Source organism: Streptomyces minutiscleroticus, from assembly GCF_014650875.1.
GTDB lineage: Bacteria > Actinomycetota > Actinomycetes > Streptomycetales > Streptomycetaceae > Streptomyces > Streptomyces minutiscleroticus.
Window position 1 is genome coordinate 57,912 of the sequence record NZ_BMVU01000038.1, and the last position, 20,491, is coordinate 78,402.

A 20,491-nucleotide genomic window follows, 5' to 3' on the forward strand; every position below is an offset into this window, starting at 1 on the left:
GCCGCCGTTCCACCGGGCTCGTCCGTCAGCCGCCCGGCAGTTCGAGGTCGCTCTTGTTCAGCTCCTCGATGTTCACGTCCTTGAACGTGAGAACCCGGACCTGCTTCACGAAGCGGGCCGGCCGGTACATGTCCCAGACCCAGGCGTCCGCCATCGAGACCTCGAAGAACACCTCACCCTGCACGGAGTGGACCTGCATCTCGTAGTCGTTCGTGAGATAGAAGCGGCGCTCGGTCTCGATCACGTATTTGAACAGTCCGACGACATCGCGGTACTCCCGGTAGAGCTTCAGCTCCATCTCGGTCTCGTACTTCTCGAGGTCCTCGGCGCTCATGGCATGTTCCCCTTCAGCCGTGCGTCCCCCCATTGTGCGCCAGCGCTGCGAGCGCCTAGACGATTTCCGTGTCGAGGGTCTCGGGTGTGGCCGGGGGTCCTTCGTCGAGCAGCCTGCGCAGCAGCCCGGCGAGTCTGGTCGGGTACACCGTCTCATGCGCCTCGGACAGTTCCTGCAACGTCCACCAGCGCGCTCCGGCGACGCTGCGCCGCTCCAGCTCGGTCGGGGCCGCCAGCCGGGTCTCCGTACGGACGGTGCGGGCCAGGTAGTACCACTCGTCCTGGTCCCAGCGGCGCCCCGCGAACGGGAAGGAGCACGTCCGGCGCCACAGCACCGGCCCCAGCTCGACGCCGGTCAGCCCCGTCTCCTCCGCCAGCTCCCGCAGGGCGGCCTGCTCGCGCGTCTCGCCGTCCTCCACGCCGCCGCCGGGCGTGAACCACCAGTCGTCCGCCGGGTCCTCCGGCTCGTGGCCGTGCAGCAGCAGGATCCGGTCCTCCGGGTCGAGCAGCACCACCCGGGCGACCCTGCGCAGCTCACCCGGCACGCAGGCCGCCCTGTCCGGTCCGCCGTCCGGCCCGCCGGCCGCCTCAGCCGGCAAGGGCCCGCTCCTCGGCCGCGGCCCGCGCACGGCGGCGCTCGCCGCGCTTGGCGATCGGCCCGTACGCACCGCCGCCCAGTACGAGCACCGCGCCCGCCACGATCAGGACGAGGACGGGGCGCAGCGGGCCGGGCTCCGAGACGGCGCCGAGCGTCTCGAAGCCGGTGGGGCGCTCCAGCATGCCGTCCATGGGCCAGGCGATCGCGTCGACGCGGGCGCTGACCGCGCCGCGCGGCACCGTGCCGTTGCCCGCCTCGGTGAGGTGGGCGGTGGAGTCGAGGGAGCCGCTGCGCTCGTCGCCGAGCAGGAAGAGCCGGCCCTTGGGCACGGTGACCTCCGGGATCGTGCCCGCCTCGGCGGGCTCGCCCGGGCGCAGATACGGTTCGTCGATCTTCTCGCCGTTGACGGTCAGCCTGCCGTCGGTGCAGCAGGCCACCGTGTCGCCGCCGACCGCCACGACCCGCTTGACCATCGGCAGGTCGCCCCAGCTGGCCTGTTTGAAGACGACGACGTCACCGCGCTCGACCTCGCCGCCGCCGATCCGCTCGGCCAGGACCCGGTCGCCGGCGGCGATGGTGGGCGACATGGAGTCGGTGGGCACGGTGTACGGCTGGTAGACGATCGCGCCCCAGGCGAAGCCCCCGAGGAAGAGCACACAGCCGAGGGCCACGGCCAGCCCCGACAGCACGCTGCCGAGCCGTCCGCGGCCCTCGCCCGTACGACCTGTTCCGCCCATCCCAGTGCTCCTCCGGCTCGGAGAGACCCGCCTTCCCGGTCTGGTCATGGCCATGGAAGATCGGTGACCTGGGACGGCACCCTACCCGGCGGTACCCGCCTCAGAAACCCTGCCGTTTCCCGCGGTGAGGCGACGCCGGCGCCACAGCACCAGCGGTACGGCGCCCGCGAGGCCGAGGGCGCCCGGGGCCGCGGCGCCCAGGTTCTGGTCGAAGGTGTCCGGCACGGGCAGCGTGTCCCAGCGGGTGGGCGGCCAGGCGATCACGATGGCACGGCCCACGACCTTGTCCACCGGCACGAACCCGCCGTTCTCGTCCGACTGGTGGTACCGGGAGTCCAGCGAGTTCTGCCGGTGGTCGCCCATGACCCAGATTTTGCCTTCGGGCACCTTCACCTTGAACTGGCCGCCCTGGTCGTCCTGGCTGCACGGCGTGTTCCCGGGGTACACATAGGGCTCGTTCAGCGCCTTGCCGTTGACCTTCAGCGGGCCAGTGCCCTGGCACTCGATCGTGTCGCCGCCGACGCCGACGACCCGCTTGATCAGGTCCTTCTCCTCGGAGGACGGCATCAGGCCGATCCAGCTGAGGAACGTCTGCACCGCGTTCGGCGAGGCCGTCGGCTCGCCCGCCAGCCAGTCGTCCGGGTCGTTGAAGACCACGACCTCGCCGCGCTCGGGCTCGGAGCCGAACCACGGCGTGAGCTTGTCGACCAGCACCCGGTCGCCCTGCTGCAGCGTGTTCTGCATCGAGTCCGAGGGGATCGAGAACGCCTGCACCAGGAAGGTCTTGATCAGCAGCGCCAGGACCAGCGCGATGCCGACGAGCAGCGGCAGCTCCTTCCAGAAGGACCGCTGCTTCTTCGGCCCGGGGCCGGCCCCGTCGCGCGCGCGGGAGCCGTCGTCGCCGGATTCACCCGAGGCCACGACGTCGTCCGAGGTCACGCCCTCCACCCGCTCCGGCTGCTCCTCGGGGCCATCGTGTCCGGATCGTGCGCCGACCGCCACATCCCCCACATCCACTCCTCATGCCGTACCGCCGCCTGCGCCGGATGCGGTGCAGGCCCACCACTCCCATAACGAGCGGGAGTTCCGCAGGGATCGGGAGCGGGATCATTCCGTTGAGATCCGCGGAGGCCACCCTATGCGACGGGCCGAGGGCCGTGGCCGACCCGTCGGGCGCGTCGGGCACCGAGGCGTACGTGTCCGGCTCCTCCAGACGCGTCCAGTGGTCGAAGGGCCAGGCGATCCAGCCCGCCCTGCCGACGACGTCCTCCTCGGACACCGTGCCGCTGTACTTCTCGTCGCGGTGGAAGCGCGAGTCGGCCGAGTTCGAGCGGTGGTCGCCCATCACGAAGAGGCGCCCCTGCGGCACCCTCACCTCGAACGGGAAGGCGGAGGGGTCGTCGCCGGGGTTGATGTAGGGCTCGTCCAGGGGCGTGCCGTTGACCGTCATGCGGCCCTGCTTGTCGCAGCACTCGACGGTGTCGCCGCCGACCGCGACGACCCGCTTGATCAGGTCGCGCTCGTCCTCGGAGGGCAGCAGCCCGATGAAGGTGAGCCCTTCCTTGACCTGCTTGACGACCACGGGGTCGTCCTTCTGCTGCCCCTGCTCCTCCTCCAGCCAGTTCCCGGGGTCCTTGAAGACGACGACGTCGCCGCGCTGCGGCCTGGCGCCGAACCAGGGGGTGAGCTTGTCCACGAGGACGCGGTCACCGATCCGGATCGTCTGCTCCATGGAGCCCGACGGGATCACGAAGGCCTGGACGAGGAAGGTCTTCAGAACGAGGGCGATGACCAGGGCGACGCCGACGAGGAGGGGTATCTCCTTGATCGCCGAGCGTCGCCGGCGGCGTTTGACCTTCCTGGCCAGTTTGCGCCGGTCGGCCCGGCCGGGCAGGACGGGACCGCTGGTGGGCCGGTATCCGGTGGGCAGCCGGGTGTCGACGCGGTGGCCGCCGCGCGGCCTGCCGCGGCTACCCACGGGCACCGCCGGCGCCGGGCACGCGCGCGTAGGCGTCGGGGCGGGGCAGCCGCGTCCAGTGCGCCGTCGGCCAGACGATCCAGTCCGCCCTGCCGACGACGTCGTCCACGGGGACCATGCCGCCGCCCGGGGAGCCCAGGTGGTCGCGGGAGTCGCTGGATTCGCCCCGGTGGTCGCCGAGGACGAACAGGGCGCCGGAGGGCACGACGACGTCGAAGCGGGCTTCCGACGGGGCGTCCCCCGGGTACACGAACGCCGTCTCGTCGACGGACCGGCCGTTCACCTCGATCCTCCCCTGCCTGTCGCAGCAGACCACGTGGTCTCCCCCCACACCGACCACCCGCTTGACGTAGTCGGCGTTCCCGAAGGACCCGGCGCCGTCGAACACGACGACGTCCCCGCGCTCCGGGTCGGCACCGAAACGGTACGCCAACTTATTTACGAGAACGCGGTCCCCGATCCTCAATCCCGGCTCCATGGAACCGCTGGGAATCTCGAAGGGCTGCACCACGAATCGGCTGACCAGCAGCAGGAAGACCAGGCAGGCCAGCAGGGTCAGGCTGATCCGGCCACCGGGGAGCCACCGGGCGACCCCGGACGCGCAGACGGAGCGCGGCCGCTCCCCCGCCTCCCCGGTGTCCGAGGTCTCCTCGGTGCCACCAGGAAGGGGGGAGCGGCCGCGCTCCGTCTGCTGTGCTTCGGTGTCCATCGAGGCCAGATGCTATCCGGACGCCCGCGGACCCTCCGCGCGAGATCAGTTCTCGCGCTTCTCCTTGATCTTCGCGGCCTTGCCGCGCAGCTCGCGCAGGTAGTACAGCTTGGCGCGGCGCACGTCACCGCGGGTCACGAGCTCGATCTTCTCGACGATCGGGGTGTGCACCGGGAAGGTGCGCTCGACGCCGACGGAGAACGAGACCTTGCGGACCGTGAAGGTCTCGCGGACACCGGCGCCCTGGCGGCGGATGACGACGCCCTTGAACTGCTGCACACGGGAGCGGTTGCCCTCGATGACGCGGACGTGGACGTTGACGGTGTCGCCCGGGCGGAAGGCCGGGATGTCGTCGCGGAGCGACGCGGAGTCGACGGAGTCGAGCAGGTGAGACATGATCGTCTGCTTTCTTCGCCGATGCCACAGGTCATCAGCGGGAACTGGTTCCGGGAAGGTGTGCCGTCCGTGTCGGAGCGGGCGTCGTGTCCCCCTGTGGCAGGGGCGCGCGCCGGACGACGGACAACAGCCGCCTATTCTTCCACGGTCTCGTGCCTGCGCCAAAATCGACCGGCCGGGGCCCCGTCCGGATCCGGCTCCCAGCCCAGGATGGACAGCATCTCGCGGTCCTTGCGGTCGAAGGCGGCGGGATCGCAGCGTTCGATGAGGTCGGGGCGGTTCGCGGTGGTCCGCCGCAGGGCCTCGTCGCGGCGCCAGCGGGCGATCTTCCCGTGGTGCCCGCTGAGCAGCACCTCGGGGATCTCCCGGCCGCGCCAGTGGGGCGGCTTCGTGTAGACCGGGCCCTCCAGGAGGTTGGCCATGGCGCCGGGCGCGAAGGAGTCGTCGCGGTGCGACTCGGCGTTGCCGAGGACTCCGGGCAGCAGCCGGGCCACGGCCTCCGTGATCACCAGGACGGCCGCCTCGCCGCCGGCGAGCACGTAGTCGCCGATGGACACCTCGTACACCGGCATCCGGGTGGCGTACTCGTCGACGACGCGGCGGTCGATGCCCTCGTAGCGGGCGGGCGTGAAGACCAGCCAGGGGCGCTCGGAGAGCTCCACGGCGAGCTCCTGGGTGAAGGGGCGCCCACTGGGGGTGGGCACCACCAGGACGGGGCCGCGGGCGCCCGTCTCGTAGCCGTCCGCGAGCACGGTGTCCAGCGCGTCGCCCCAGGGGTCGGTCTTCATGACCATGCCGGGACCGCCGCCGTACGGGGTGTCGTCGACGGTGTTGTGCCGGTCGTACGTCCACGTGCGCAGGTCGTGCACGCGGACGTCGAGCTGTCCGCGCGCGCGGGCCTTGCCCACGAGGGAGACGTTCAGCGGGTCGAGGTACTCGGGGAAGATCGTGACGACGTCGAGCCGCATCAGGCGCCGGCCCCCGGAGCGCCGCTCCCGGCGTCGTCGTCCTCGGCGTCGTCGTCCTCGGCTGCGGCGTCGCGCGCGGACGCGACCTCCGCGTGGCCGTCGACGAGCCCCGGCGGCGGGTCGATCACCGCCCGCTGCTCCGCCAGGTCGATCTCGGTGACGATCTCCTCGACGAACGGGATCATCACCTCGGTGCCGTCCGGGCGCTCCACCACGAACAGGTCCTGCGAGGGCAGGTGCGAGATCTCGGTGATCCGGCCGACCTCCGCGCCGTCGACGGTGACGACGTCCAGGTCCATCAGCTGGTGGTCGTAGTACTCGTCGGGGTCCTCGGGCCGCTCGTCCGGGTCGATCTCGGCGATCAGCAGGGTGTTGCGCAGCGCCTCGGCGGCGGTGCGGTCCCCCACGCCCGCGAAGCGCAGCAGGAGCCGGCCGCTGTGCACGCGTCCGGTCTCGATGGTCAGGGGACCGGCGGACGCGGGGTCCGTGGCCAGGACGGCGCCGGGAGCGAGCCGCAGTTCCGGCTCGTCGGTGCGTACCTCGACGGTGACCTCGCCCCGGATGCCGTGGGCGCGGCCGACGCGTGCGACTACGAGCTGCACTGGTTCTGGATCTCCTGTCGTGTGCCTGGGCGGCACGGCTTCGCTGAGGGGCACTGCTTCACCGGAACGGCCACGGGCCGCCGGAACGACTGCGGGCCGGGGACGGCCGGAGGCCCTCCCCGGCCCGAGCCGGTGCTGCGTTCTGCGTCAGCGGACGTGGTCCACGTCGACGAGGTCGACGCGGATGCCGCGGCCGCCGATGGCGCCCACGACGGTGCGCAGGGCGCGAGCGGTGCGGCCGTTGCGGCCGATCACCTTGCCGAGGTCGTCCGGGTGCACCCGGACCTCGAGAACGCGTCCGCGGCGCAGGTCGCGCGAGGCGACCTGCACATCGTCAGGGTTGTCGACGATGCCCTTCACGAGGTGCTCGAGAGCCTCCTCGAGCATGCTCAGGCCTCGGTCGACTCAGAGGAGGACTCGGCGGCCGCCTCGTCCTTCTTCTCGGCCTTCTTCTTCTGGGTGATGGCCTCACCCTTGCCCTCGTCCTCGCCGCCCAGGGCGTCGAAGGACGGACGCGCGGCCTTCTCGGCCGGCTGCAGCAGCGGAGCCGGGGCGGGCTCGCCCTTGAACTTCTGCCAGTCGCCGGTCTTCTTCAGGATGGCGAGCACGGGCTCGGTCGGCTGCGCGCCGACGCCCAGCCAGTACGCCACGCGCTCGGCGTCGACCTCGATGCGGGACGGGTTCTGCACCGGGTGGTACAGACCGATCTCCTCGATGGCCCGGCCGTCACGGCGGGTACGGGAGTCGGCGACGACGATGCGGTAGTGAGGCGAACGGATCTTGCCCAGACGCTTCAGCTTGATCTTGACTGCCACGGGAGTGGGTTCTCCTGGATTTGACGTGGTTGGGCACGGCGAGGAAGCCGCGTGGGGTTGCGGTACCCGAGTGCCCGATGGACGCGTCAGCCGGAGGAGAGAGGGGTCCTGTGCGGCTGTCGAGTACAGCTAGCCATTGTGCCATACGTGACGGGGCCGCCCGACCCGGGAGGGGCGGCGCCGGACACGGCCACAGGCCCGGACGGCGCGGCAGCTGGGCGTCCGCGGCAGCCGGAGCGTCCACGGCACCGGGCCGTCCGCGCGCTGCGGGCCGCGCACGGGCGCGGCGACGGGGGGGCGCTCGCACATGGGGCGCGCCGCGCCGTCCGCCGCGGACGTCGGGGTGCGGGTGCCGCGGAGCGCCCCGCGGCACCCGCACCGGTCGGGTTCGGGCCGGCTCAGCCCGCCGCCGCAGCCACCGCCTCGGGGATGCGGAACGGCTTGCCGCAGCCCCCGCACACGATGGGGGCCTGGGCGAGCACGGACGGGACGACCCGTACGTTGCGCCCGCAGTCGCAGACGGCCTTGACGCGGACGCCGCCGCCGGACGAGCCGTGCCGTGCGGCCGGGCCACGGAAGCTGCGGGCCGAGTCGGCGGCGGTCGCTGCGGTGTGGGCCTTGAGCGCGCGCTGCAGCCTCTCGATGGTCGGACGGTAACGGCGCCTGGCCTCGGGGTTGAGCGTCACCAGTGAGAAACCGCTGCTCGGGTGCGGCTCCTCCGGGTGGTCCAGGCCCAACTCCTCGGCGATGGCGAGGAATCTGCGGTTGTGGTATCGACCGGCACGTGAGGTGTCGCGCACCCCGCGGGCGGCGGCGATGCCGTGGACTGCCTCGTGGAGCAGTCGTTCGAAGGAGAGTTCGTGTCCGCAGGCGGACGACGACTCCCCGATCAGGGACTCGGGCGCGGCAAGATCGGGCAGTTCGGGGTGGTGCCGCTGAATGTCGGCCCACGCTCCTGCCAGCTCTGCGGCGAGAACAGGTGGTGTCGTGCTCACGTCGTGAGAACGAGCCTGGGTGCCGCTGTGTTCCTATTCCGGGGCATCCCAAATAATTTGCACGTACCCGTCAGTTGCCACTGATGCGTCCGGACGAGGGCGGGTGCGCTGATCTGCGGAAAAGCCACACAGCTCACACCAAGTCAGTACGTAGTTACGCGTACGCCCCGGCGCGTAGATCCTCTACGCGCGCCGCAGGACCCGGAGTCGTCGGAGGCGCAAGAGGTGTTTCGGCCCGGAACGGGCGCCCTCGGTACGCGCGGGCCACGACGGCGACGTTACCGGGTGCGCCGTCGTCCACGGGGACCGGCCCGCCCTCCGGCGATCAGACACCGTACCGCCACCGGACGTCCGGCCGGACGCGCCTCGCCGTCCTCTCCGAGGAGTCCTCTCCGAAGACGTCCACGGAATCCGCGCGCGGCGGGGAACCGGAGTCCTCACCCCGGCCGGCGCGGTACGGCGGCGTGCCGCGCGGAACCTCACGCACCGGTCCGGGAGCGCGTCGGGCGGCGCACGGGGGCGCGCACAAGTGGCACACAAGCAGAGTGCCGAAACCCCTGGACTCCATGACGGGCGCGGAGTTTCCTGAGTCGAGGGGAGTGCGCACGCACTGCACGGGGGCGGACGGATCAGAACACGACCACACCTCTCGGCGGATTGGGGCGCTTATCCATGACACCTACGCTCGTGCGGCCGCACCTTCCTCACGCGGGGCCCGCGCCCCGGGTGGACCAGTGCGCACGCGCGCGTGACTGGGCCGAGATCCAGGAGCGGATGCTGGTGCCGCTCTACGAAGCCGTCCACGAACGACTCGATGTGGGCTCCGGCACCCGGCTCCTCGGGCTCGGATGCGGCTCCGGACTGGCCCTCCTCATGGCGGCGTCGCGCGGTGCCGCGGTCACGGGTGTCGACTGCCGGGCCCCCGAACGGCTGGCCCTGGCGCGCGAGCGGCTCCTCCCCCAGGCGTACGGCTCACGCGCACGCGCCGCCGCCCGCATCGTCGAGGGCGGCCCCGAGGACGCGGCCGACCCGCAGGCGCCGGCGTACAACATGGTCACCGCCTTCGAGCCGATCGGCTGTCTGGCCGGCGACTCCGAAGGGCTCGCCGACCTGCTCGCGGCGGCGACACCGCTCACCGAGCGCGGCGCGGCGGTGGTGCTCGCCGGCTGGGGCCCGCCGGAACGTTGCGCCACCTCGTCCGTGCTGCGCGTCGCCGCCCGGCTGGCGGATCCGCTGCGCGCCTCGGCCGGTTGGCGGCCGGCCCTCCGGGACGACCTGGAGGAGGTCGCGCAGCGGGCCGGCCTGCGGCCGGACGGGTCGGGCCGCGTGGCGTGCCCCTTCGGCTACGCGGACACGGAGAGCGCGGTGCGTGGCCTGAAGTCGACGGACCTGTTCGACGCGGCCCTGGCGGCGGCCGACCACGTGCAGGTCGACAAGGAGTTGAGGGAGGCGCTGCATCCCTACCGGCGCAAGGACGGCACGGTGTGGATGCCGAACGTCTTCCGGTATCTGATCGCGCGTACGCCGTAGGAGGCGTACGCCGTAGGACGCGGGCGGCCCGGTCCGCGTACGCCGCGGGCCGCAGGCGCCGCGCACGGCGGGCCCCGAGGGACGGAACCGGTACGGAAAACGGGCCGGGGCGCCCCTTCGGCGAAGGGGCGCCCCGGTCGCGTGCACGGCGGGGAGGAGGTCCCCGCGTCCGCGCGTCAGCCCATGAACTTCTTGAACTCGTCCGGCAGTTCGAAGTCCTGGGCCTGCTCCCCGCCCGGCAGGCCGAACGCGCCGCCCGCCTGGGCCGCGGCCTCGCGGCGCGCGGCGGCCTCCTGCTCCTGCTGCTTGCGCTTCATCGGGTTGCCCGAACGCTGCTTGCCCTTGGCCTTCTTCGGCTGCTTCTTCTGCCGGCCGGGGCCGCCCATCCCCGGCATGCCCGGCATCCCGGGCATCCCCGGCATGCCGCCCTGGGCCATGCGGGACATCATCTTGCGGGCCTCGAAGAACCGCTCGACCAGGTTCTTCACCGCGCTGACCTCGACGCCGGAGCCCTTGGCGATACGGGCGCGGCGCGAGCCGTTGATGATCGTCGGGTCCTGGCGCTCGCCCGGGGTCATCGACTTGATGATCGCGGCCGTGCGGTCGACGTCGCGCTCGTCGAGGTTGTTGATCTGGTCCTTGATCTGGTTCATGCCCGGGAGCATGCCGAGCAGCTTGGAGATCGAGCCCATCTTCCTGACCTGCTCCATCTGGGCCAGGAAGTCGTCGAGCGTGAAGTCCTGGCCCTTCTTGGAGGCCAGCTTGGAGGCCATCTTCTCGGCCTCCTGCTGCGAGAAGGTCTGCTCGGCCTTCTCGATCAGCGTGAGCACGTCGCCCATGCCGAGGATGCGGGACGCCATGCGGTCCGGGTGGAACGCGTCGAAGTCGTCCAGCTTCTCGCCGTTGGAGGCGAACATGATCTGGCGGCCGGTGACGTGCGCGATCGACAGGGCGGCACCACCACGGGCGTCGCCGTCGAGCTTGGAGAGCACCACGCCGTCGAAGCCGACGCCGTCGCGGAAGGCCTCGGCGGTGTTGACCGCGTCCTGACCGATCATCGCGTCGACGACGAAGAGGACCTCGTCCGGGCTGACGGCGTCGCGGATGTCCGCGGCCTGCTGCATCAGCTCCTGGTCGATGCCGAGGCGGCCGGCGGTGTCGACGATGACGACGTCGTACTGCTTCTGCCGGGCGAACTCGATCGAGTCCTTGGCGACCTGGACCGGGTCGCCCACGCCATTGCCCGGCTCGGGGGCGAAGACGCCGACGCCGGCGCGCTCGGCCACCACGCTCAGCTGGTTGACGGCGTTGGGGCGCTGGAGGTCGCAGGCGACCAGCAGCGGGGCGTGGCCCTGGCCCTTGAGCCAGCGGCCCAGCTTGCCCGCGAGGGTGGTCTTACCCGCACCCTGCAGACCCGCGAGCATGATCACGGTCGGGGGCTGCTTGGCGAACCTCAGCCGGCGGGTCTCGCCGCCGAGGATGCCGACGAGCTCCTCGTTGACGATCTTGATGACCTGCTGGGCGGGGTTGAGCGCCTGCGACACCTCGGCGCCGAGGGCCCGCTCCTTGACCTGCTTGATGAAGGCCCGCACGACGGGCAGCGCGACGTCCGCCTCCAGCAGTGCGATACGGATCTCGCGCGCCGTGGCGTCGATGTCCGCCTCGGACAGGCGTCCCTTGCCGCGGAGGTTCTTGAAAGTCGCTGCGAGGCGATCGGAAAGAGTGTCGAACACGGCGGTCGCGAATCCTCGGGTCGGGAACGGAAGCGGACAGGTCGCCCTCCAGGGTATCCGGCCGCGCGCACTCGGTCTCCACCCCTGCCCGGACCTGCGGACGGAGGACCCCGCGGACGCGGCTCAGGCCCGCAGCGCCTCCTCCAGCGTCCGCGCCACCGAGGCGGCCTCCTCGCCGGGCAGCGGCGCCCCCTCGGGACCGGTGACGTAGAAGGCGTCCACCGCGTTGGCGCCCAGCGTGGACACGTGCGCGCTGCGCACCCGCACCTTCGCCAGGTCCAGCGCCCGGCCGATGCGGTGCAGCAGGCCGGGGGCGTCCTGGGCGCGGACCTCGATGACCGTGGCGAGCCGGGAGCCGGCCGGGGCGACGGTCACGCGCGGCGGCGGCGCCGGGGTGCCCCTGCGCCGCGGGTAGGCGGCGTCCCGCTCGGCCAGGCGGCCCGCGATGTCCAGGGAGCCGTCCAGGGCGCGGACGAGGTCGGCGCGGAGCCGGGCGGCCTGCGGCAGCGAGCCGTACTCGGCGGCGACGCGCCAGTCGAGCAGCAGCACGGAGCCCGCCCCGTCGCCGCCGTCGCCGTGGACGCCCTCGGGCAGTTCCAGGGCGCGCAGTTCGGCGGTGCGCACGGTGAGGCGGTGCATGGCCAGGACTCCGGCCACCGCGGGCAGCACGCCGGGTTGGTCGGGGATCGCGATGAGCAGTTCCACGCCCAGCGGCTCCGGGTCGGCCGGGGGTTCGTCGGCGGGCGGCTCGGTCTGCGCGTGCAGCGCGAGCACGGGGCCGCCGGTGCGGAACGCCTCGACCGCGAGCCGCTCCTGCTCGGCGGTGGGCGCGGCGGCCTCCGGGTCGGCCGGCTCGTCCCCGGAGAGCACGGCCGAGACCCGTTTGACCAGGTCGGCCACGAGCGAGCCGCGCCACGAGGACCAGGCGGCGGGACCGGTGGCCAGCGCGTCCGCCTCGGTCAGCGCGTGCAGCAGCTCCAGCGTGCCCTGCGTGCCGACGGCCTCGGCCACGGCCCGTACGGTCGCCGGGTCGTCCAGGTCGCGCCGGGTCGCCGTCTCCACGAGCAGCAGGTGGTGGCGGACGAGGACGGCGAGCACGGCCACGTCGGCGCGGTCGAAGCCGATGCGGGCGGCCACGTCCTTGGCGATGATCTCGCCGGCCACCGAGTGGTCACCGGGCCAGCCCTTGCCGATGTCGTGCAGCAGCGCGGCGACCAGGAGCAGGTCGGGGCGGTGGACGCGGCGGGTCAGCGCGGCGGCGCGGACGGCCGTCTCGATGAGGTGCCGGTCGACGGTCCAGACGTGCACGGCGTTGCGCTGGGGGCGGCAGCGCACCCGCTCCCAGTCGGGCAGCAGCCGGGTGACCAGTCCCTCGGCCTCCAGCGCCTCCCAGACCTCGACGGTGGGCCGGCCCGCGCCGAGCAGGGTCACCAGCTGCTCGCGCGCCTCGGCGGGCCAGGGCGTGGGCAGCGGCCGGACGGCGGTGGCCATGCGCCGCACCGCGTGCAGCGACAGCGGCAGCCCGGCCTGGGCGGCCGCGGCGGCGGCGCGCAGCGGCAGCACGGGGTCGCGCTCGGGGCGGGCCGCGCGGGCGAGGACGACCTCGCCGTCCTGCTCGACGACGCCCTCGGCGAGCGGCGAGCGCTCCGCGACGGGCTTGCCCGCCGCCCTCCCGTCACCCGCCACCGCCCTTCTGAGGAAGTCGCTCCGCTCCCCCACCAGCCTGCGCAGCCGGGGTCGTACGGCCCGCGAGCGCAGCACGCGCCCGACCTCGCGCCAGGTGACGTCGCCGGCGTACGAGATCACGCGCGCGGCCTCGTACACCTGGCGCAGCAGGGTGTCGGCGTCCAGCAGGCCGAGCCCGGCCGCGACCTGGTCCTGCTCCTGGAGGGCGAGGCGGTCGGTGGCGCGGCCGGTGGCCAGGTGCAGGGCGTCGCGCACGTCGAGCAGCCGCCGGCGCGCGTCGTCGAGGCCCTCGCGCGGGGCGTCGGCGAGCCAGGAGGCGGCCACCGCGCGCAGGGCGGTGACGTCGCGCAGGCCGCCGCGGGCCTCCTTGAGGTCGGGTTCGAGCAGGTACTGCAGTTCACCCTGGCGTTGCGCCCGTTCGGCGCAGAGCTCCCGGAGTTCGGGCAGGCGCTCGGGGGCCTGGTTGCGCCAGTCGGCGAGGACGGCCGTGCGCAGTCCCGCGGTGAGCCCGAGGTCGCCGGCGAGGTGGCGGGCGTCCAACAGGCCGAGCTGCACCTTCAGGTCCTCGCCCGCGGTCCTGCGGGCCTCGTCCGGGGTGCGCACGGAGTGGTCGAGCGCCAGGCCGAGGTCCCACACGGGGTACCAGACGCGGTCGGCGAGGGCGGCCACGGCGTCCGTGTCGGCGCTGCCGTCGTGCAGGAGCAGCAGGTCGAGATCGCTGCGGGGCGACAGCTCGCCGCGTCCGTAGCCGCCGACGGCGACCAGGGAGACGCCGCGCAGGCCCTGGGCCCCCGCGTCGAACAGCTCCTTGAGCCAGTCGTCCGTCAGCTTCGCGAGGGCGGCACGGCGCGGCGGCCCGGACCGCGCCCCCTCCTGGAGGAGGCGCAGCCGGGCCGCCGCGTAACCGCCGGGTCCCGAGTCCTCTGCGTCCGTACGTACGTCCGTGCTCGTCACCCGGCGGCTCCTGCCTGTCGTCCCTCGGTCGTTCTCTCTACAGCGCTTCGGGACCGCGTTCCCCGGTCCGCACCCGCACGGCCGTCTCGACCGGGACGGACCAGACCTTGCCGTCCCCGATCTTGCCGGTACGGGCCGCCTTGACGACGACGTCGATCAGCTGCTCGGCGTCGCCGTCCTCGACCAGCACCTCGATACGGATCTTGGGTACCAGGTCGACCGTGTACTCGGCACCCCGGTAGACCTCGGTGTGTCCCCGCTGCCGGCCGTAGCCGCTGGCCTCGGTGACCGTCAGCCCGTGGACCCCGAAGGCCTGCAGGGCCTCCTTGATCTCGTCGAGCCGGTGCGGCTTCACGACCGCCGTGATGAGCTTCATGCGTCCACCTTCTTGCTCGGCGCTGCCGGGGTCTCCCGGGCGGGGGCGGGGGGAACGGTACCGACGGTACGGGCCGCACCGCCGCCGGCGCCGCTGAAGTCGTATGCGGTCTCGGCGTGCTCGACCTGGTCGATGCCGGACACCTCGTCGTCCTCGCCGACGCGCATGCCGAGCGTCTTGTCGATCAGGAAGGCGAGGACCGCGGAGACCACCAGCGAGTAGACGAGGACGCCGGCGACACCGGCGAGCTGCTTCCAGAGCTGGTCGAGGCCGCCGCCGTAGAAGAGGCCCGCCACGTCGGACTGGCCGCCGCCGGTGGCGAAGAAGCCGATGAGCAGGGAGCCGACGATGCCGCCGACCATGTGGACGCCGACCACGTCGAGGGAGTCGTCGTAGCCGAACCTGTACTTCAGGCCGACGGCCATGGCGCACAGCAGACCGGCGATGGCGCCGACCGCGATCGCGCCGAGCGGGGAGACCGCGCCGCCGGACGGGGTGATGGCGACCAGGCCGGCGACCGCGCCGGAGGCGGCGCCCAGCGTGGTGAACGCGCCGTGGCGGATCTTCTCGTAGATGAGCCAGGCGAGCATGGCGGCGGCGGTGGCGACCTGCGTGTTGACGAACATCAGCGCGCCGACGCCGTCGTCGTTGCCCAGCCACGAGCCGGCGTTGAAGCCGAACCAGCCGAACCACAGCAGACCGGCGCCGAGCATGACCAGCGGCAGGCTGTGCGGGCGCATCGGGTCCTTCTTGAAGCCGACGCGCTTGCCGATGACGAGGATCACGCCGAGGGCCGCGGCACCGGCGTTGATGTGGACCGCCGTACCGCCGGCGAAGTCGATGACGCCGAGGTCGAACGCCCAGCCGCCCGTGCCCCAGACCCAGTGCGCGACCGGGAAGTACACGATCGTGGCCCAGAGGGTGACGAACAGCGCCCAGGCGGTGAACTTCACGCGGTCCGCGAGGGCGCCACTGATCAGCGCGGGCGTGATGATCGCGAACATCAGCTGGAAGACGGCGAAGACGTAGACCGGGATGGTGTAGCCGTCCCACAGCTCCGTCTTGCCGATGCCGCTGAGTCCGACGAAGTCGGAGGACCAGCCGATGACGCTGCCCGAGTCGGTGCCGAAGGCGAGGGAGAAGCCGTAGAGCACCCACAGGATCGTGACGATCCCGAGGCTGATGAAGCTCATCATCAGCATGTTCAGGGTGCTCTTGACGCGGACCATGCCTCCGTAGAAGAAGGCCAGGCCCGGGGTCATCAGCATCACCAGGGCGGAGCAGATGAGCATGAAGCCGGTGTTGGCGGCAGACAGCGTGGGCGCGTCTGCGGCTAGCGTGATGGCTGGTGCCATCGGCGTCTCCTCGTCGTGGTACGGCCCCGTGCGGGCGAAGCCTGAGCGGTCGTGAGGGGGTGGGCTTTATGCGCCACGAGACTGGCGCAGCGCCGTTTCGGTCGACGCCCCTCGTTGTTTCGCCGCAGTGACGAAGAGGTCCTGGGTGTTACGCCTCCGTGAACTGCCTGATGCCGTGCGGGCCGATCGTTATCGTGGCGCAACCTTGTCCGAAGGCGGAAACCGGCCACGGCGGCCATCCGAGGGCCTGGCGCGGGGGAGCCGAGTCGGGCTGTTCGGGATGGCCGGCCGTGACCGGCGTCTGGGGGTCAGACCGCCTCGGCGGTCTCCGGGAGGGCGAGGGCGAGCTGCTCGGTCAGGTCCACGACCTCGGCGAGGCCGCCGAAGTCGCGCACGGCCGTGTCGACGGTCTTGCGGATGCGGGTGTTGACCCGCTCGGAGCGCACCTTGCGGGCGATCGCCATGGCCTCCCGGGCGGGCTCCGTGCTCTTCTCCGGCTCCCGCTGCAGCAGGTGGACGGTGGCCATGCCGATGAGGTTCAGCGCGTACGAGCGCTGGTGCTCGGGGTCCTTGCCGAAGAGGTCGACGGCCCGCTGCATGACGGGCTCGGCGAGCGAGGCGTAGGTGGGGCTGCGGCCGGCGACATAGGCGAGGTCGCGGTAGCTGTGGGAGTTCTCCCCGTGCAGTTCGGCCTCGGAGAAGAAGCGGATCCAGTCGGGCTCGGGCTCGTCGAGGTCGTCGACGTCGGCGAAGGTGTCCTCGGCCATGCGCACCGCCCGCTTGCACTTGCCGGGCTGGCCCATGTTGGCGTAGGCGCGGGCCTCCATCGCATACAGCATCGACTGGGTGCGCGGGCTCGCGCAGTCGCGGCTGCCGTACTGGGCGAGGTGGATGAGTTCGAGCGCGTCGTCGGGCCGTCCGAGGTGGATCATCTGACGGCTCATGCTGGAGAGGATGTACGAGCCGAGCGGCTTGTCGCCCGCCTCCTTGGCCGCGTGCAGGGCCAGCACGAAGTACTTCTGCGCGGTGGGCTGCAGCCCCACGTCGTAGCTCATCCAGCCCGCCAGCTCGGCCAGCTCGGCGGCGACCTTGAACAGACGCCTGCCGGTGGCGTCGGGATGCGGCTCCTGGAGCAGGTCGGTGACCTCGTGCAGCTGGCCGACGACCGCCTTGCGGCGCAGGCCGCCGCCGCACTGGGCGTCCCACTGCCGGAACATCACGATCGTGGACTCCAGCAGGTCCAGCTCGGGCTTGGACAGCCGGCCGCCGCGGCGCACGGAGGCGGGGGGCTCGGGGTCCCGGTGCACCGTCGCGGGCGTCGGCACCAGCCAGCGCTGCATGGGCTCGACGAGGGCGGGCCCGGCGGCGAGGCCGAGGGAGCTGCCGAGGAAGCCGCGGCGCGCGAGCATCAGGTCGCTGCGGGAGAACTCGCTGATGAGCGCGACGGTCTGGGGGCCGGTCCAGGGCAGGTCGACGCCGGAGACGGACGGGGACCGGTGGGCGGTGCGCAGACCCAGGTCCTCGACGGCGACGACGCAGCCGAAGCGCTCGGAGAACAGCTCGGACAGCAGGCGCGGGATGGGCTCGCGAGGGTTCTCCCCGTCGAGCCAGCGGCGCACCCGCGAGGTGTCGGTGGAGATGTGGTTGGCGCCGATCTGCCGCGCGCGGCGGTTCACCTGCCGGGCGAGCTCGCCCTTGGACCAGCCGCTGCGCACGAACCACGAGTTCAGCAACTCATTGGGGCGCTTGTCAGCGTTCGTGCCGCTCCCGCCGTTGCCGCCCACTGGAAGCCCCCATCCCTGAAACCGCTCGTGCGCTGTGTGCGCCAAGCCCTACCAGAATGCCGGTGCTCACGGCGGCGGGTCCGACGCTTCTCCTCCGTCGAACAAGCAACCGGCTTGCCTCCGGCATAACCACGAGCGCGCGTGCCCCCAGGACTCGTGCACTCAAAGTAATCCTACGATCACCCGCCCAGCCATGGCGTACTCCGAAACGCCACCATTCGCCACCCCTTCGAATGAACTAGAGGTTGCCTGCAAGCGTTTCACTTGACACATGACAACCCGGGGGCAGGAGGGACGCCGCGCGACAGGGCGCATGCAGTCGAGCGCACCACCCTGGATGCAACCGGGCGCCACCACGGCGTCCCCGCGACGCCGTTCGCGACCGGCGGGAGGCGGTCCGACCGGAACAGAAAGTCACGTTACGGTGACGCCGCGCAACCGATGGCGCGCTGGACCCGTTGGAGGGGGCATGGGCTTCACGATCGGCGGCATCCGGGAGATGCGGTCCGGCTCACGGCGCCGCGACCGTACGTCAGAGTGCACGGCGGTGGCCGAGTTCACCGGACTGTGGGGCTGGGACGTGGTCCCCGGTGCCCGGGCGGCCTCGGGCGCCTGCTCCTGCGGGCGGGTCGACTGCCGCGCGCCCGGCGCGCACCCGCTGGACTTCGCCCCGGTCCTGCGGGCCGGCGCCACCCTGGACGCGGTGACCAGGACCTGGGCCGAGTTCCCCGGCGCCTCGGTGATGCTGCCGGTGGGGCGCGCCTTCGACGTCATCGAGGTCGCCGAGGCGGCCGGGCGGCACGCCCTGGTCCGCCTGGAGCGGATGGGGCTGCCGCTGGGCCCGGTGACCGCCACCCCCGACGGCCGGGCGCACTTCTTCGTGGCCCCCGGCGCCGCGGCGCGCCTGCCCGAGCTGCTGTACCGGATGGGCTGGGACGACGACACGGCCCTCGACCTGCGCGGCCTCGGCCCCGGTACGTACGTCACGGCACCGCCCTCCGACCGCGGCGGCCTGGGCCCGGTCCGCTGGCTGCGCTCCCCCTCCCTGGACTCGGCGACGAAGCCGCCGCAGGCGCGGCTGCTGCTGGGCGCGCTGGCCTACGTGGCGCACCGCTCGGCCGGCTAGTACTCCAGTCCCGTTTCGCGATCTACCCGGTTGATTCGTTGGCGGTTCGTCGTCGGTGGTGGCTGCGTCGGGCTGTTGCCTGGTGACGTCCGCGCCAGGGCCGGTCACCCAGGAGGGGGTGATGCCGGCGTCCAGCGCGGCGGCGATCATCTCTGCGGCCGGGCGGGGCTTGGTCGCAAACTGCGCCTCGTCGGGTGTACCGGCCGCGTGGCGGCGCCGGGGATCGGTGGACCAGGAGCGCTCGGGCAGGTGGAGCCGGCGGTCGATCAGCGCCCGCCCCCGCTCGGTGGCCAACGCGAGGAACACGCCGACCTGGCTGTTCTCGATGCGTCCTGCGGTGCCTGTGTACTGCCGCTGCACTCCCGCCGAGGCCCGGCCCTTCTTCACACAACCCGTCTCGTCCACGACCGGAACACCGCCGTGGGTGCCAAGGTGGTCGACGGTGTAAGCGCGCAGGTCGTCCCGGACGGCATCGGCGTCCCAGCGGGCGTAGCGCAGCAGGCGCTGCATAGGCCCGGGCGGGCAAGACCGGCCTGTCCGGCCAGTTGCCAGCAGTTCTTGCGCTCGGCATTCGACAGCAGCCCGAGCAGGTAGGCGCGGGCGGTGGCCCGCGGCTCAACTCGGCCGAACCGTCCCGCGATCCGGGCCATGACCTGGTCGGACATCGCCCGCCAGCGGGCAGGGTCCACGCTATGGCCCGCGGCCACCGCACGATCTTCAGGAGTCCACACAACCCCCGGTGATCACGCGGTGGCTGTACCCGTTCCCAGCCGGGTCCGCGACAAGATCGCGACCCAGGCTGGAGTACTAGACGAACGAAGCCGCCATGGCACTACAGTTCGCCCGAGGGGTGTCGCGGTGGGCCTGGTTCGCGGCCATGAGCGCGTCGAGCGCGTCGCGGGTGTGCTGCAGCTTCTCGATGTGGGCGGAGAGCCGGTCCCGTTCCTGGGCCATGCGCTCCATAGCGGCGTCGGAGTTGTCATGGCTGGGCGAGTCCACACACGGCAGCAGTTCGACGATGGTGCGGCTGGAGAGCCCGGCTGCGTACAGATGCTGGATGAAGGCGACCCGCTCGACCTCGGCGTCGGTGTAGTGCCGCTGTCCGCCCGCGCTGCGGGTGCTGGTGAGCAGCCCTTGTTCCTCGTAGTAGCGCAGTGAGCGGACGCTGACTCCAGTGCGCGCGGCGAGTTCGCCTATCCGCATCTCGTTACTCCTGTCTGTGACTCCGGCCACATGACTTGCCTCTCACATGAATGTCAGCTTTTAGGTTACCTGTCGGGCCCGCTGCTCCGGGTCCTCCTACCAGTACGGACGAGTGCCAGGAGTACCGGCATGGCCACGTTGTTCGACCGCCACCGTCTCGGTGACCTGGAACTGCCCGACCGCGTCGTGATGGCCCCGATGACCCGGGTCCGGGCAGCGGCCTCGGGTCTTGCGACCCCGTCCATGGCGGTCCACTACGCCCGGCGGGCCAGCGCCGGGCTGATCGTCAGCGAGGGGGTGCAGCCGAGCCTGCTCGGGCAGTCCAACCCCGGCACCCCCGGCCTGCACACCGACGAGCAGATGGCCTCCTGGCGGCCCGTCACCGGCGCCGTGCACGCCAACGGCGGGCGCATCTTCGCCCAGCTCATGCACGGCGGCCGGGTCTCGCATCCCGACACCACCGGCCTCCAGCCGGTCGGGCCGTCCGCGGTCGCCGCCGTGGGCGAGGTGTTCACGCCGACCGGGCCGCAGCCCGCGCCCCTGCCCCGCGCCCTGGAGACCGCCGAGGTGCCCGAGCAGGCCCGCTCGTACGCCGAGGCCGCCCGGCGCGCCG

The 20,491-nt window shown here is 72.3% G+C and carries 21 protein-coding genes and 1 pseudogene; 3 read left to right on the forward strand and 19 right to left on the reverse strand.

Translation table 11 applies throughout. The features are described 5' to 3' along the window. Nucleotides 1-25: 25 nt before the first annotated feature. The 12 genes from IE271_RS28910 to IE271_RS28965 form a co-directional block, all read right to left on the reverse strand. Nucleotides 26-334, reverse strand: a complete 309-nt coding sequence (locus tag IE271_RS28910; protein WP_003965949.1) for a DUF2469 domain-containing protein — start codon at nt 332-334, stop codon at nt 26-28. Nucleotides 335-389: 55 nt separating this feature from the next. After that, entirely contained in the window at nt 390-932 is a 543-nt protein-coding gene (locus IE271_RS28915; protein WP_190193414.1) for an NUDIX hydrolase, read from the reverse strand. Continuing rightward, nucleotides 922-1,668, reverse strand: coding sequence for a signal peptidase I (gene lepB / locus IE271_RS28920; protein ID WP_190193415.1), 747 nt, complete (start codon nt 1,666-1,668; stop codon nt 922-924). Before lepB (IE271_RS28920) ends, IE271_RS28915 begins: the two co-directional genes overlap by 11 nt. 81 nt (nt 1,669-1,749) lie before the next feature. Next, nucleotides 1,750-2,679 carry a signal peptidase I gene (gene lepB, locus IE271_RS28925; RefSeq protein ID WP_190193416.1) on the reverse strand — a complete coding sequence of 310 codons (930 nt, stop codon included), beginning with the start codon at nt 2,677-2,679 and terminating at the stop codon, nt 1,750-1,752. Next, nucleotides 2,576-3,646 (reverse strand): signal peptidase I, encoded by a 1,071-nt coding sequence (gene lepB, locus IE271_RS28930; protein ID WP_190193432.1) that lies wholly within the window; start codon nt 3,644-3,646, stop codon nt 2,576-2,578. The genes lepB (IE271_RS28925) and lepB (IE271_RS28930) overlap by 104 nt, the downstream gene beginning before the upstream one ends. Further along, on the reverse strand, nt 3,639-4,355 hold the full coding sequence (lepB, locus tag IE271_RS28935; RefSeq protein ID WP_190193417.1) for a signal peptidase I: 717 nt from the start codon (nt 4,353-4,355) through the stop codon (nt 3,639-3,641). Before lepB (IE271_RS28935) ends, lepB (IE271_RS28930) begins: the two co-directional genes overlap by 8 nt. A 45-nt stretch (nt 4,356-4,400) precedes the next feature. Next, nucleotides 4,401-4,751 carry a 50S ribosomal protein L19 gene (gene rplS / locus IE271_RS28940; protein ID WP_189854084.1) on the reverse strand — a complete coding sequence of 117 codons (351 nt, stop codon included), beginning with the start codon at nt 4,749-4,751 and terminating at the stop codon, nt 4,401-4,403. A gap of 134 nt (nt 4,752-4,885) precedes the next feature. After that, complete coding sequence (gene trmD, locus IE271_RS28945) at nt 4,886-5,719, reverse strand: tRNA (guanosine(37)-N1)-methyltransferase TrmD (RefSeq protein ID WP_190193418.1); 834 nt, start codon at nt 5,717-5,719, stop codon at nt 4,886-4,888. Further along, on the reverse strand, nt 5,719-6,321 hold the full coding sequence (gene rimM, locus IE271_RS28950) for a ribosome maturation factor RimM (RefSeq protein ID WP_190193419.1): 603 nt from the start codon (nt 6,319-6,321) through the stop codon (nt 5,719-5,721). Before rimM ends, trmD begins: the two co-directional genes overlap by 1 nt. 147 nt (nt 6,322-6,468) lie before the next feature. Further along, a complete protein-coding gene (locus tag IE271_RS28955; RefSeq protein ID WP_031100565.1) occupies nt 6,469-6,708 on the reverse strand; it encodes an RNA-binding protein in 240 nt (79 codons plus the stop codon). 2 nt (nt 6,709-6,710) lie between these two features. Beyond that, complete coding sequence (rpsP, locus tag IE271_RS28960) at nt 6,711-7,136, reverse strand: 30S ribosomal protein S16 (protein WP_190193420.1); 426 nt, start codon at nt 7,134-7,136, stop codon at nt 6,711-6,713. Nucleotides 7,137-7,534: 398 nt separating this feature from the next. After that, on the reverse strand, nt 7,535-8,131 hold the full coding sequence (locus IE271_RS28965) for a hypothetical protein (protein ID WP_190193421.1): 597 nt from the start codon (nt 8,129-8,131) through the stop codon (nt 7,535-7,537). Nucleotides 8,132-8,803: 672 nt separating this feature from the next. On the opposite strand from IE271_RS28965, the gene IE271_RS28970 reads away from it, so the two are divergent. Beyond that, nucleotides 8,804-9,661, forward strand: a complete 858-nt coding sequence (locus IE271_RS28970) for an SAM-dependent methyltransferase (protein ID WP_190193422.1) — start codon at nt 8,804-8,806, stop codon at nt 9,659-9,661. A gap of 176 nt (nt 9,662-9,837) precedes the next feature. Here IE271_RS28970 and ffh read toward each other — a convergent pair whose 3' ends face one another. The 5 genes from ffh to nsdA form a co-directional block, all read right to left on the reverse strand. After that, nucleotides 9,838-11,394: a signal recognition particle protein gene (ffh, locus tag IE271_RS28975; RefSeq protein WP_190193423.1), complete on the reverse strand. Its 1,557-nt coding sequence runs from the start codon at nt 11,392-11,394 to the stop codon at nt 9,838-9,840. A gap of 123 nt (nt 11,395-11,517) precedes the next feature. Continuing rightward, complete coding sequence (locus IE271_RS28980; RefSeq protein ID WP_190193424.1) at nt 11,518-14,034, reverse strand: [protein-PII] uridylyltransferase; 2,517 nt, start codon at nt 14,032-14,034, stop codon at nt 11,518-11,520. A gap of 37 nt (nt 14,035-14,071) precedes the next feature. After that, on the reverse strand, nt 14,072-14,410 hold the full coding sequence (locus tag IE271_RS28985) for a P-II family nitrogen regulator (RefSeq protein WP_190193425.1): 339 nt from the start codon (nt 14,408-14,410) through the stop codon (nt 14,072-14,074). Beyond that, nucleotides 14,407-15,765 (reverse strand): ammonium transporter, encoded by a 1,359-nt coding sequence (locus IE271_RS28990; RefSeq protein ID WP_190193426.1) that lies wholly within the window; start codon nt 15,763-15,765, stop codon nt 14,407-14,409. Before IE271_RS28990 ends, IE271_RS28985 begins: the two co-directional genes overlap by 4 nt. A gap of 308 nt (nt 15,766-16,073) precedes the next feature. Then, nucleotides 16,074-17,549, reverse strand: a complete 1,476-nt coding sequence (gene nsdA, locus IE271_RS28995; RefSeq protein WP_190193427.1) for a transcriptional repressor NsdA — start codon at nt 17,547-17,549, stop codon at nt 16,074-16,076. Between the two features lie 469 nt (nt 17,550-18,018). Between nsdA and IE271_RS29000 the strand changes: the two genes are divergently transcribed. Next, on the forward strand, nt 18,019-18,675 hold the full coding sequence (locus tag IE271_RS29000; protein ID WP_190193428.1) for a bifunctional DNA primase/polymerase: 657 nt from the start codon (nt 18,019-18,021) through the stop codon (nt 18,673-18,675). Between the two features lie 99 nt (nt 18,676-18,774). On the opposite strand, the pseudogene IE271_RS44370 reads toward IE271_RS29000, so the two are convergent. Both IE271_RS44370 and IE271_RS29010 read right to left on the reverse strand, forming a co-directional pair. Beyond that, nucleotides 18,775-19,325, reverse strand: a pseudogene (locus tag IE271_RS44370) (IS701 family transposase); the annotation flags it as partial. 157 nt (nt 19,326-19,482) lie between these two features. Further along, nucleotides 19,483-19,878 carry a MerR family transcriptional regulator gene (locus tag IE271_RS29010; protein WP_190193429.1) on the reverse strand — a complete coding sequence of 132 codons (396 nt, stop codon included), beginning with the start codon at nt 19,876-19,878 and terminating at the stop codon, nt 19,483-19,485. A 129-nt stretch (nt 19,879-20,007) separates the two neighbouring features. Here IE271_RS29010 and IE271_RS29015 point away from each other — a divergent pair. Then, nucleotides 20,008-20,491, forward strand: a 484-nt coding sequence (locus IE271_RS29015) for an oxidoreductase (protein WP_444546146.1), incomplete at its 3' end; no start/stop codon positions are given.

Bases quoted from the DNA above. Each gene is read 5' to 3' on its own strand.
- IE271_RS28910 (WP_003965949.1), bottom strand. From the start codon at position 334: ATGAGCGCCGAGGACCTCGAGAAGTACGAGACCGAGATGGAGCTGAAG.
- lepB (WP_190193415.1), bottom strand. From the start codon at position 1,668: ATGGGCGGAACAGGTCGTACGGGCGAGGGCCGCGGACGGCTCGGCAGC.
- lepB (WP_190193417.1), bottom strand. From the start codon at position 4,355: ATGGACACCGAAGCACAGCAGACGGAGCGCGGCCGCTCCCCCCTTCCT.
- rplS (WP_189854084.1), bottom strand. From the start codon at position 4,751: ATGTCTCACCTGCTCGACTCCGTCGACTCCGCGTCGCTCCGCGACGAC.
- trmD (WP_190193418.1), bottom strand. From the start codon at position 5,719: ATGCGGCTCGACGTCGTCACGATCTTCCCCGAGTACCTCGACCCGCTG.
- IE271_RS28955 (WP_031100565.1), bottom strand. From the start codon at position 6,708: ATGCTCGAGGAGGCTCTCGAGCACCTCGTGAAGGGCATCGTCGACAAC.
- IE271_RS28970 (WP_190193422.1), top strand. From the start codon at position 8,804: ATGACACCTACGCTCGTGCGGCCGCACCTTCCTCACGCGGGGCCCGCG.
- IE271_RS28985 (WP_190193425.1), bottom strand. From the start codon at position 14,410: ATGAAGCTCATCACGGCGGTCGTGAAGCCGCACCGGCTCGACGAGATC.
- IE271_RS28990 (WP_190193426.1), bottom strand. From the start codon at position 15,765: ATGGCACCAGCCATCACGCTAGCCGCAGACGCGCCCACGCTGTCTGCC.
- IE271_RS29000 (WP_190193428.1), top strand. From the start codon at position 18,019: ATGGGCTTCACGATCGGCGGCATCCGGGAGATGCGGTCCGGCTCACGG.
- IE271_RS29010 (WP_190193429.1), bottom strand. From the start codon at position 19,878: ATGCGGATAGGCGAACTCGCCGCGCGCACTGGAGTCAGCGTCCGCTCA.